The following is an 11,975-nucleotide window of genomic DNA, read 5'->3' as shown; positions in this document are numbered from 1 at the left end:
TCGCCACCGACACGGGGATGATCCGGCGAGTTGATCGCCGCGGGTGCCGGGCGGAGCGAGGTGCCCTGTCGTGCTGGATCGACTGATCCACCACCGTGCACCCTGCGTCACTCGACCAAACGAGACAGGCAGCACTCGGCCTCGATGGCGTCACTGCTCTCATCGACGCGGGGACGCCGTAGATTCTCCTGCGTGAGCCTGCCGACGCCGCCAGAACCCACCGTCTCACCACTGCCCGCCCGGGCCCGGGTGGTCGTGATCGGGGGCGGGGTGATCGGCACCTCGGTCGCCTATCACCTGGCCGCCGAGGGGTGGGCCGACGACGTCGTCCTGCTCGAGCGGGACCGGCTCACCTCGGGGACGACGTGGCACGCCGCGGGGTTGATGGTCACCTTCGGGTCGACGTCACACACCTCGACCCGGCTGCGGCAGTACACCCGCGACCTGTACTCGCGCCTCGAGGCCGAGACCGGTCAGTCCACCGGCTTCGCCCCGGTCGGCTTCATCGAGGTGGCGGGCGACCCGGGCCGGCTCGAGGAGTACCGCCGGGTCTCGACCTTCAACCGGCACGTCGGGGTCGACGTCCACGAGATCACGCCCGCCGAGGTGGCCGAGCTGTGGCCGTTGGCACGCACCGACGATCTGCTCGCCGGGTTCTATGTCGAACAGGACGGCCGGGCCAACCCGGTCGATGTGACGATGGCCCTGGCCAAGGGGGCGCGCCAGCGCGGTGCCCGACTCATCGAGGGCGTCAGCGTCAGCTCGGTGATCATCGAGCACCCGGGGACGCCGCGAGCCCGAGTGCGGGGGGTGCGCACCAGCGCGGGCGACATCGAGTGCGAGGTGGTGATCAACTGCGCCGGAATGTGGGCCAGGCAGTTGGCCGAGGCCAATGGCATCGCCTTGCCGCTGCAGGCCGCCGAGCACTACTACCTGATCACCGAGGACATCGACGGCGTGCACCCCGGGCTACCGGTGCTCGAAGACCCCTCGACCTACGGCTACATCCGCGAGGAGACCGGCGGCCTGATGGTCGGCCTGTTCGAGGGTGTGGCCGCCCCGTGGTCGGTTCCCGCTGTGCCGCAGGACTTCTCGTTCGGTCAGATCACACCCGACTGGGACCGGATGGGTCCCTACGTCGAGGCCGCGATGAGCCGGGTCCCCGCCACCCTGGACGCCGGGATCCGTACCTTCTTCTGCGGCCCGGAGTCGTTCACACCCGACCTGTCACCCTTGTTCGGCGAGGTGCCCGAGGTTGCGAACTATTACGTGGCAGCGGGTTTGAACTCGATCGGCATCCTCACCGGCGGCGGGATCGGCCGGGCGATGGCGCACTGGGTGATCGCCGGCGAGCCGGACGTCGACATCACGGCGATGGATGTCGCCCGGCTGCAACCGTTCCAGACCACCCCGTCCTACCGGCGTGACCGCACCGCCGAGAGCCTCGGCCTGGTGTACGCCTGTCACTACCCCAACCGCGACAAGGCCACGGCCCGCGGTGCCAAGCGCTCCCCCGTGCACGATCGGCTGGCCGCGGCCGGGGCGTCGTTCCGCGACGTCTCGGGCTGGGAGGGCGCCGACTGGTACGACCCGGTCGCCGCGGCGTCCGGGACCACACCGGACGCCGGACCGCTCACCTTCGGGCGGCCGGCCTGGTTCGCGAACTGGGCCGCCGAACATCACGCGGTGCGTGACGGTGTCGGCCTGATGGACATGAGTTTCATGGCGAAGTTCCTGGTGCAGGGCCGCGATGCCGGCGCCGTCCTGGACCACCTGTCCGCCGGCCACGTGGACGTGCCGCTCACGAACCTGCCGACCGGGCAGGGCCGGGTGACCTACACCCAGTGGCTGGACGCCGCGGGCCACCTGCAGGCCGACCTGACCGTCACCAAGCTCGACGACGAGCGCTTCTGGGTCGTCGCCTCCGACACCGCCCACCGGCATGTCGAGACGATGATGCGCCGTGCACTGGGCTTCGGACGCTTCGCCGACGCCCACGCCACCCTCACCGACGTGACCTCGGGGTGGGCGCAGCTCAATGTGCAGGGGCCCCGATCCCGCGACCTGCTGGCAGGCCTGACCTCGACCGACCTGTCGAACGAGGCCTTCGCCTTCCGCGCAGCAGGTTTCATCGACCTCGGCTACGCCCGCGTGTTGTGCCTGCGGATCACCTACCTGGGCGAGCTGGGCTACGAGCTGTACATCCCGTCCGAGCACGCCGTCGACGTGTACGACCGAATCGTTTCGGCGGGAGCGGGTTTCGGATTGCGCCACACCGGGTTGAAGGCGCTGTCGAGCCTTCGCCTCGAAAAGGGGTACCGCGACTACGGGCACGACATCGACAACACCGACACCGTGGTCGAGGCCGGACTCGGCTTCGCCGTCGCCCTCACCCGGCCGGACGGCACGGCCCGCGACTTCGTGGGGCGGGCGGCGGTCGAGGCACAGAAGGCGGCCGGCGTCCCGTCGTCCCGCCTGGTACAGGTGTTGCTGCGCGACCCTGAAGCGTTGATGTACCACGCAGAGGTGTTGCTGCGCAACGGAATCGAGGTCGGCTACCTGCGCGCCGCCTCGTACGGGCACACCGTGGGCGGCGCCGTCGGCCTGGCGATGGTCAGCTCGCCGGACGGCGTCCCGGTGACCTCGGACTGGCTGGCCGAGGGCACCTGGCACGTCGACATCGCCGGCAGGTGCCACCCGGCGACGATCTCGCTGCGGCCGCTGTACGACCCGACCTCATCGCGCGTGCGCAACTGACCTCGGCCCGTCGGGGTCAGTCGGGTGCCAGGAACAGCTCGGGCGAGGCGACGCGTTGCTGCGGCAGCCGGGCGGCGACCGACCTGTCACCGACCGCGACCGGCGCCGCGCCACGAGACGGCACGACCGCGCGACGCCGCAGCACGATCAGCTGCGCGGTCGCGGTGTTGGCCAGGCAGAAGTAGACCGGGAACAGCAGCAATGCGGGGCCTCCCCGACCCACGGCGAGGATCGTGAGCAGGCCGGTGACACCGGCCAGGGCATAGGTCGCGGCGGTCTCGGAGTGGGGATCCGCCCAGATCTTGGGCACGATGGCGACCAGCCCGGCGCCGTCCGCGATGGCCGCACATGCCGCAGCCGCCGTCGGATCGTCGAGCGTCACCCAACCCAGGACGCCGACCAACGCCACCGCCAACATGGCCGCGTTGCCCGCCGTGATCCCGCCCACGCCGCGCGGCACGGCCAGGACGAGCACGGCCAACGTGGCGACCGCCTGTCCGATCAGGGCCACCACACCCCAGCGGCCACCGTCCGCGGCGTGCGAGGCCGCCGCCATCACGGCGATCACTGCCCACACCAGCCAGCTGCCGCGATGCGGCGTGGTGGTTCCCCGACGGACGTCACGCAGGTAGCACCCGGTGCCGATCAGACTGAGGGCGGTGCCGAGCGCCGCAGCCACCAACGGCGCCGCGGCGGCCAGATCGTCACGCACAGTCCTGCACCCGCCCCGTCGCGCCGTACCGCACTCGTGAACTCCCCGATGTCGAATGACCGTCTCGATGACGAGGTAGGCCTCGGCAGATGAGCGCGGCGGCTGAACAGGCCCGAACACCGATTCGATCACGGCAGCAGGTAGGGGCGGGATCGGGTGAAGGGGCCAACCGCCCGTCACCACCCGGCCGACCCCTCGCCGCTCCGGCCGTCGACCCGGTTGACAAGGTCACATGCTGATGCATCAGATAGATGCGCTCAGTCCACGATATCCGGAGGCTCTGCCATGCCCGTTCCCCGTCCGAAGCTGTTCGCCCGCCTGGTGGGGCTGTTCGCCGTGCTGTTGCTCGGCGCGGCCGCGCTCGTGGCACCGGCCGCTCAGGCGGTCGCCCCGAACGCACCCACCGGCGTATCGGTGCTGGCCGAGAACAATGGCAGCCTGCTCGTGCTGTGGGGTCCGCACCCGGCCGAACCCGACGTCACGTCCTTCATCGTGGAACGGTCGTCGAACAACGGCGGGTTCGGCCAGGTCGGCACGGCGTCGAACTTCGCCACATCGTTCCTCGACTACGACTACCCGCTCGCCGGCACGGTCACGTACCGGATTCGTTCGGTGAACCAGTACGGCGAGGTGTCGGGCCCCGCCGACTCGGCGCCGTTCACGCTGCCGATCCCCCCGTTCCGCGTCGTCCCGGTCTCGGTGACCGCGAACGTCACCACCGGCGCCTACCCGCTGACGGTCGACGTGACCGCCACCGCCCCCGCCGGTTCGAGCGCGCGCTGGACCTTCGGTGACGCGAACTGGGTCTTCGGCACCAGCGCGAGTCACACCTTCGAGCGGCCCGGCGTGTACACGGTCACCCTGCGGGCCGAGCGCCTGGCCGCCGACGGCATCGCCGAGATCGGCTACGCCCAGGTGCTGATCACGGTCACCGAGCCCCCACTGGCCGTGGCACAGAACCTGCGAGCCACCTCACCCCGGCGCGGGCAGGTCGTGCTGACCTGGACCAATCCGCGGTCGTCCGCGACCGGGCTCCAGCTCAACCGGGTCCACACGGTCGGACGCCGCTCGGTGCAGGTGACCTGGCCACTGGCGCTCACCCAATCCCGCTTCACCGACACCACGGCACGCAGCGGCACGCGGTACACCTACACGCTGAGTGCGACCAAGGACACGGCCACGGTGTTCTCGAACTCGGTGACCATCAGCCCACGCTGATCGGTCGCCGGCACCGAGCCCCCTGACCGGCAGCGCCGGCCGGCTGGACCCGCCGGCCGGCGCTGCTGTCAGGTCACCGCAGGTCAGGCGCCCCCGGGTGCGTTGGTGTCCGTGTCCCAGTCGTCCGGCCCGCGGTTGGCCGAATGGCTGCGGAACTGCCAGCTGTCGATCCGCCGGCCCGTGTTGTAGGACGGCAGATTGATCGCGTACGTGGCGTAGAAGCAGTAGCTACCGTGGCGCCAGGGACCCCAGACCCCGTTGCGCTTGACCCGGTCCTCGACGACGACGCAGTAGCGGTCGGTAATGTCGTTGTGCACGGTCAGCTGCGCGAAACCGTCGTTCAGGTTGCGCCAGTAGACGTTCCCGGTCAGACCGCCGCCTTTGGTCACCGTGGTGACGGCGTCGATGTCGATGACGGCGGCGCGTGCCGGGGCAGCCGAGAACAGCGCCGAGGCAGCGACGACGAGGGCAACCATCGACCCGAGGCGTGACCTCGACCGTCCGGAACGGGCGCGGCGGAATGCGGGGTCGATGCACGAGATGGGTTGATCGGTCATGGGTTCCTCCTGAGATCGGACGTCGCGGACCAGACCAGGTTCAGCGATCGGCAACCTGCCGTCTGTCGGCTGCGTGACACATCCCCACACCAGACCGACCGCGGGCGGCAACCCGCGGGCTCGAGCAGAGGCATCCGGTGGCCTCTGCCGCCGGCGGGCGCGGTCAGGTGCCCGACGGGTGGCCGGGGCAGCTGACGCGGTAGTCACGGTCCGGCAGAAAGCGCCGCCACTCGTCCTGCGTGAGGTTGCGCCCGGCGAGTTCGCACGCGCGCTGCTCGAGGGACGTCGCGTCGAGACGCCAGACGAGCATCGTTCCCTCGTACCCCACGCTGATCAACCGGCCGTCGGAGGCGAACATCAGCTCGGAGCCCTCGCTGTGCGCCCCGAGTGCGGGGCCCACGGCACGACCGGTGGTCCGTTCCCAGATCCGGATCGCGCCGTCCCGGCTGGAGGCGGCGATCCGCTGTCCATCCGGGGACACCGCGACCGCCTGCAACTGGGTGGCGCCGGCACTCAGGGGCTGACCCGACAGCGTCATGGTCGAGAAGTCCACCACGAACACCTGCCCCGCCTCGGTCGACACCGCGAGCAGAGTGCTGTCCGGCACCGGAGCGATCCCGCTGATCCCGCCCCCGGCGGCCAGCTCCACCTGCCGCCGAGGCCGGCCGGTGGCCGGATCGAGCTCGTACAGGATGCCGTCCTGCCCGCCGGCCAGCAGTGCCGTTCCATCGGGCGCCCACCAGAGCCCCACGATGACGTGATGCATCGAATCGACATCGGTCGGTGGCAGCACCACCCGGTAGCGGTCGGCATCCAGCAGGGCCACCGCCCCGCTGCGCATCCCGACCGCCACCCGAGAGCCGTCGGGGGAGAACAACAGGCGGGGGTTGAACCGGTGCTCCTCGATCCGTCCGTTCAGTGGCACCGTTCCCCGGACGCGCCCCGAGGGCAGATCGATGAGGTCGACGGCCGCCTCGGCCGCCATGTGGTCCTGGTCCAGGAAGTACCGGTGGACGGCGGCGAGCTTGCCCCCCGGGGCCACCGCGACCGCGTCCCGGAACCAGCCGTTCATCGACTCCATCGGCACGGTGGTCCGTTGCAGGTCGGCGCCGATCAGAGCCAGCCCCGTTTCTCCCGACACCAGCACCTGGTCCTGCGCCTGCCCGGTGGACCGGCGCAACGCCGACGACGCCACGAAGGCGCTGTCCCGCACGGCGTCGGCGATCGCCACCGGCCGATCGAGGTCGTACTCGGCGGCCTGGTTGTCGGTGACAGCCAGCAGGCGGCGCGAGCTCAGGAACTCCGGCCAGGACGCGCCCTCGAGACCGTTGATCGTGGTCACGATCGAGGAGTCGGCACGGTCGATCACCGTTACCGACCCGTCGTCCCCGGTGACCGCGAGCACCGCGCCGTCCGGGCTGAAGGCATGGTCGTTGGTGCGCCCACCGCGTAGCACCGCCGGCTGGCCCACCGGTTCGAACGTCTCGGCATCGACGAGCAGCACCCGGTTCGCGGACACGATCACGTACTGCTTACCGTCCGGGCTCGCCGAGACCGCGTCGATCGGCCCGAGGTCGAGATCACGTTCGGGACCGAGCGGCGTGCCGTCCAGGTCGTACCGGCGGATCAGCGACTGGCTGCTCCACGTGGCCACCACGACCTCGTCGTGACCGGGCCGCAGCGCACCCACCGTGGTGATCCCGGCGCCGATCCGGATGGCGGCCCGCTGCCGGCCGGTGGCGGCGTCGACCACCAGCGCCTGTCGGGTCGACCGGTCGTGCGCCAGCACTGTGGTGCCGTCGGGACTGATCGATCCCGCCGTCACCGGGCTGCGGCCGATGGTCGGCCCCCGCTGACGCCCGGTTCGCGTGTCCACCACGTGCGAGCCGTCCTCGTCGGCATAGAGCAGGCGAGCGCCGTCCGCACTCGCGGCCAGATAGCGCGGCGGGGCCGAGGCGGTCAGCAGCGGCGCGCTCTTGGTCCAGGTGAGGCTGTCGACCCGCCGGATCACCCCCTCGGTGTCGATCGTCCACACCGTCCGACCGTCGTCCGACACGGCCGTGTCGATCAGCCCGGCCAGCGTCGGCCGGTAGGCCGTCAGGTAGCGAGCGCCGTTCAACGCCGCGAGCAGACCCCCCTCGGTGTCCACCGACTGATCACGTCGATGGCCCTCGACCCCCAACACCAACGCCCGGTCCACCGTGGTCGACGCGTGGGCGAGCGCCTGCGCGGCCAGGCCGCGAGCGTCGGCCTGCTCGGCTCGCAGGGTGGCCTGCCGACGTTGGACCAGGGCGAAGCCGGACGCCGCGAGCGCACCGACCAGGAGCACCACCAGGCCCGCGGCCAACAGCTGGAACCGCCGCGTGGTGCGACGCGCACGCCCGAGCTCGTCGGTGCGCGCGCTGTCGGAGGCGGCGACCAGCGCGTGCTCGATCGCGTTGAGCCGGTCCGGCTGCGCAGCCACCAGGTCCAGGGCAACCGCCAGCCGCGACCCCCGCAGCAGGGCTGCAGAGTCGTGGCCCGAAGCCTCCCATTCCGTTGCGGCCGATGCGATCTGGTGATGCCGCAGCCGCGTCTCGCGATCTGCCTCCAACCAGCCGCGCAACCGTGGCCACTCCCGCAGCAGCGCCTCGTGCGCCACCTGGGCGGTCGTGGCCGAGACGGTCACCAGCCGGCGGGCCGTCAGGTGGTCCAGCGCCGAGCGCGCTTCGTCGTCCCCCGCGAGCTCGGTCAACGGCAACGGTCGGGCGACGTCATCCCCGCCCGCCCCGGGCGAGGCCATCCGGAGCAACACCCGACGGGCTGCCTCGCGCCGTGGCGGGTCCAGATCGCCGTACGCCGAGTCGGCCAGATGGGCGATCGCGCCGCGAACCCCGCCCGCCTCGGCATGCCCGGCCAGGGTGAGCGACCGGCCACGCCGGCGTTGCCAGGTCTCGAGCAGCGCGGTCGAGACCAGCGGCAGCACCCCCGGCTGGCCACTGCTGTCGTCCACGATCGCCTGGACCAGACCGGGTTCCAGGACCAGCCCGGCGGCCGCGGCGGGACGCTCGACGGCACTGCGCAGTTCACTCGACGTCATCGGCCCGACCAGCACCTGCGAGTCGGCGACCAAGCCGGCGAACGCCTCATGGTCGGCCGCGCGCCCATAGTGATCGGCGCGCAGGACGACGACCACGATCGTCCCCACCTCGTCGGCCGCCAGCGCCACCAGCCGATCGAGCACCCGCCGCCGATCGTCCTCGGTAGCGAGCGTCCACAGCTGCTCGGCCTGATCCACCACCAGCACCGCCCGGGCACCGTCGGGGATCGAGGCGAGAGCGGTGTCGACGGCATCCCGCGGATCCACGCCCGGCATGATGACCACCGGAACCCAGGACACGCTGCCCGGCAACGCATCCCGGGCCAAGGCCGGTACCAGGCCAGCGCGCACGACCGAGGACTTCCCCGAGCCCGACGGCCCGACCACGGCCACGAAGCGGTTCGAGGCCACCCGGGCGACGAGCTCGGCGACGAGCAGCTCACGGCCGCAGAAGTCCTCGGCGTCCTCGGGCTGGAAGGGCACCAGACCCTTGTAGGGACACGGGACGTCGGCGGGGGGAGTGCCATCCGGCTCCACCGACTGCGAGCCCGTCGGGGAGGGCTCGCGCAGTTGCTCGAGCTGACGCAATCCGAGGGTGATCTCCTCGCGCTGCAGCCGCAGGTCGGCGCGCAACCCGTCCGCGCGGTGGATCGCCTCCTCCACCCGGGTCGTGATCCCCCGTCGCCGCAACGCGGAGGCCATCTGCAGCACGAAGTAGGGGCTGCCCTCACTCTCCCGGGCGATCGCCCGTAGCTGCTGGTCCGCAGCCGGTTCGCCGGTGGCCCCCGCGACCAACTGGGCGATCTCCTGCTCGTCGAGCCCGTGCAGGTGCACGTCAACCAGGTCCCGCACTCCCTGCAGCGCGGCCAGCACCCGAGGGGTGCCCACCGCCGAGGGCTCGTACCCGGCCAGCACGAGCAGCCGGGCGTCGCGGACCGACTCGCACACCCGCCGGATGACCGCCAGGGTGTCGGCGTCGGCCTCCTCCAGACGATCCAGGACGACGACCATCGGCTCCTGGGCCGACCAGCGGACGATCACCTCGTCCAGGGCACCAGCGGCCAGGAACGTCCCGGCCGCTCCCTCCACCCGGGTCGGCGGTGTCAGCCGGGGAAGCCACGTGGTGAGCTCCGGAACGAGACGCGCCAGCTCGGATCCCTTGTCACCCAAGGCGAGACGCAGCTCGGCACGCGGCATTCCCGCCGCCCAGCCGCCGAACGCCTCGGCCCACGCGCCGAGCTGCTGACCGACGCCGTCGCCCTGGCCGAACCAGATCGCGGCACCGTCTGCCCCGGCCCGTCCCGCCGCCTCGGCGAGGAACCGGCTCACCCCGATCCCCGCCTCACCACTGACCAGGACCAACCGTCGCGCACCGCCTCGCACCGTCTGCCAGGCGTGGTCGACCGCGGCGAGCTCCTCCGATCGCCCGACGAAGGGAGCTGCCGTGGTCACGTCCAGGGCCGGCGGCAAACGCCGGCGGGCCTCGTCGGGTGCCCAGCGGATGATCGTCGTCGAGACAGCCTCCGGGACACCCTTCAGGTCCAGACGTCCCAGCGGCGCGAACTCGTACACACCGCGGGGTTCCACCAGAGCCCGCACCACATCGGAGGCGAGGATCTGGCCCTCCTCGGCGATCGCGCACAGCCGCGCGGCGATGACCACGGCGACACCGAAGTAGCCGCCCCCCTCGCTCTCCAGCGGCTCTCCGGTGTTGACCCCGATCCGGATCGCGAGCTGTGACTCGGCGCCGCGCCGACCGTTGAACGACCAGGCCAGTTGCTGCATCGTCACGGCGGCGTCGACCGCTTCGGCGGCACCCTCGAAGGCGCAGAACAACCCGTCGCCGGTGAAGTCCACCTCCTGCCCACCGGCCACCTCGGTGGCCTGCCGGAGCAGGTCGAACAGGGCACGGCGCAGTTCGTGCGCCGCTGCGTCGCCCAACCGGGTGAGCTGTTCGGTGGAGCGCACCTGGTCGACGAAGAGGAAGGTGCGGGTGGGCATCGGTTTCCCCCAACGGGTTTCGGCTGATCGATCAGGCGGTCGTGCGGAACACCGCGAGGATTCGCTCGAAGCGCCACCCGAACCAGGCCCCGGACAGGGCGGCCATCAGCACCCCCACGATCCCGAAGGTCTTGATACCGAGCCAGAGCACCTCGAGGACGAAGAAGAACCCCCGGGACCCGGCTATCGGTGTGGTCGGGTCGGCCGCGAGCGCACCGTGGCCGGTGTACGAGGCGAGGACCGTACTCGCCACGAAAGCCAAGACCGCCAGGCCCCAGGCCCCCTCACCCGTGATCGAACCCTCCGCCTGTCGTCGAAGGATGATGACGACCCCCGCGAAGGCCGCGGACAACGCGAGCGTGGCCATGAAGACCCCGGCAACGGTCGTCTGCGAGGCCACCTCCTTGCTGATGGCCCAGCTGGCCAAGGACGGCGGCACGAGCCCCACCAGGAAGCCCATGACCGGCTCGACCCACTTGTCCAGTTGCGCCTGGCGCTTGTCGTCCGCCTTGACGACCTGTTTGGCCTTGTGGATCGCCCCCAGGATCGACGCTGGATCGGACGGGCGTGGGGAATTCTGGGCGTTCATCGGGGACCTCCTGGCCGTGTCGAGGCGAGCATCGGGCGGTCCGCCCCGACATTCCCCTCGCACCGCTACGCCGGGAGCGGACCGTGGCCACAGCGTTCCCGGTGAGGTCCTGACCGGTCTGTCAGCCCGCTGACACATCGCCGGATTCCGTGGCCGTGCTCGCGTCCGTCATCGGCACCTCTCGCGCAGTCCGGCCACGTCGAGGATCTCGACTCGCCCCCGGGCCAGCCGGACGACGCCGTCCGCCTCGAACCCCTTGAGGACCTGGTTGGTGGTGGGGCGCGTGGTCCCGGCGAGCTGCGCGACGTCGTCCTGGGTCAGCGGAACGACCACGGGGAGCACTCCCTGCGAGAAGTGCCGCCCGGTCTCGAGCAGCCGGCGGGCCACGCGCTTGTCCACCGGCAGGTAGTGGGCCTCGGCGACCAGCCGGCTCAACCGATCGGTTCGCCGGGCGAGCAGCACCAGCAGGAAGTCGTTGACCTCGACATGCGCCGCCCGCAGACGCTCGAAATCGTCGCGCTGCAGGATGTGGGCGACAGCAGAGCCGAAGGACTGCACGGTCGCCGTGCGCTCCTGCTGTTCGACGAGCAGACCCACCTCGCCGAAGACGTCACCGGCACCCATCACCGACAGCATCACCGAGTCGCCGACGGGCGTGGTCAACCGGACGGCGAGCGAGCCGGTCTCGACCAGATAGAGCGAACCGGCGGGGTCACCTTGGCGGACCAGGATCTCGGCCGGGCCGTATGCCCGGCGACGGGACGCTGCGAGCACCCGATCACGGCCTGGCTCGGGCAGTACCTCGAGAAACGACGGTGGTCGCAGCACCGTGGTCGGACGGGCTCCGGCGGGCATGGGCCAGTGGATCACACCTGCGAGGCGCTTCGACGGCGAATCCTCACGCGCCTCGCCGCAGCCCACCCGTGAGTGGGCGGTTCATGTGGATTGTCCGTGCCGACGAGTGTCGGGTGGACCCTCGAGGTGCAGTACGCCGAGGTGCACCCGGCGATGCGCCGGTCGAGTGACGACCGCCCCTGTCGTTGCAGATCAGCATTGGCCCAT

The 11,975-nt window shown here is 71.2% G+C and carries 7 protein-coding genes; 2 read left to right on the top strand and 5 right to left on the bottom strand.

Annotated elements, in window-relative coordinates; genetic code table 11:
* Positions 1 to 144: 144 nt before the first annotated feature.
* Positions 145 to 2,757, top strand: a complete 2,613-nt coding sequence (locus IPK24_04960) for a GcvT family protein (GenBank protein ID MBK8074921.1) — start codon at positions 145 to 147, stop codon at positions 2,755 to 2,757.
* Between the two features lie 16 nt (positions 2,758 to 2,773).
* Here the strand turns inward: IPK24_04960 and IPK24_04955 are convergent, their stop codons facing one another.
* The gene (locus IPK24_04955; GenBank protein ID MBK8074920.1) at positions 2,774 to 3,469 is read right to left on the bottom strand and encodes a hypothetical protein; all 696 of its coding nucleotides are present in this window, start codon (positions 3,467 to 3,469) and stop codon (positions 2,774 to 2,776) included.
* A 285-nt stretch (positions 3,470 to 3,754) separates the two neighbouring features.
* Between IPK24_04955 and IPK24_04950 the strand changes: the two genes are divergently transcribed.
* Complete coding sequence (locus tag IPK24_04950) at positions 3,755 to 4,687, top strand: PKD domain-containing protein (GenBank protein MBK8074919.1); 933 nt, start codon at positions 3,755 to 3,757, stop codon at positions 4,685 to 4,687.
* Between the two features lie 83 nt (positions 4,688 to 4,770).
* Here IPK24_04950 and IPK24_04945 read toward each other — a convergent pair whose 3' ends face one another.
* The 4 genes from IPK24_04945 to IPK24_04930 form a co-directional block, all read right to left on the bottom strand.
* Complete coding sequence (locus tag IPK24_04945; protein ID MBK8074918.1) at positions 4,771 to 5,244, bottom strand: hypothetical protein; 474 nt, start codon at positions 5,242 to 5,244, stop codon at positions 4,771 to 4,773.
* A gap of 163 nt (positions 5,245 to 5,407) precedes the next feature.
* Positions 5,408 to 10,324: an AAA family ATPase gene (locus IPK24_04940; protein ID MBK8074917.1), complete on the bottom strand. Its 4,917-nt coding sequence runs from the start codon at positions 10,322 to 10,324 to the stop codon at positions 5,408 to 5,410.
* Between the two features lie 31 nt (positions 10,325 to 10,355).
* A complete protein-coding gene (locus IPK24_04935) occupies positions 10,356 to 10,913 on the bottom strand; it encodes a hypothetical protein (protein ID MBK8074916.1) in 558 nt (185 codons plus the stop codon).
* Positions 10,914 to 11,081: 168 nt separating this feature from the next.
* Positions 11,082 to 11,768 (bottom strand): Crp/Fnr family transcriptional regulator, encoded by a 687-nt coding sequence (locus IPK24_04930; protein MBK8074915.1) that lies wholly within the window; start codon positions 11,766 to 11,768, stop codon positions 11,082 to 11,084.
* Between the last annotated feature and the right edge of the window lie 207 nt (positions 11,769 to 11,975).

The organism is Kineosporiaceae bacterium (genome assembly GCA_016713225.1).
In the GTDB taxonomy this organism is placed as follows: Bacteria; Actinomycetota; Actinomycetes; order Actinomycetales; family Kineosporiaceae; genus JADJPO01.
This window is presented reverse-complemented; position numbering and strand designations above follow the sequence as displayed.

Excerpts from the sequence above, each read along its gene's own strand:
- IPK24_04960 (MBK8074921.1), top strand. The coding sequence starts at position 145 with ATGGCGTCACTGCTCTCATCGACGCGGGGACGCCGTAGATTCTCCTGC.
- IPK24_04950 (MBK8074919.1), top strand. The coding sequence starts at position 3,755 with ATGCCCGTTCCCCGTCCGAAGCTGTTCGCCCGCCTGGTGGGGCTGTTC.
- IPK24_04945 (MBK8074918.1), bottom strand. The coding sequence starts at position 5,244 with ATGACCGATCAACCCATCTCGTGCATCGACCCCGCATTCCGCCGCGCC.
- IPK24_04940 (MBK8074917.1), bottom strand. The coding sequence starts at position 10,324 with ATGCCCACCCGCACCTTCCTCTTCGTCGACCAGGTGCGCTCCACCGAA.
- IPK24_04935 (MBK8074916.1), bottom strand. The coding sequence starts at position 10,913 with ATGAACGCCCAGAATTCCCCACGCCCGTCCGATCCAGCGTCGATCCTG.
- IPK24_04930 (MBK8074915.1), bottom strand. The coding sequence starts at position 11,768 with ATGCCCGCCGGAGCCCGTCCGACCACGGTGCTGCGACCACCGTCGTTT.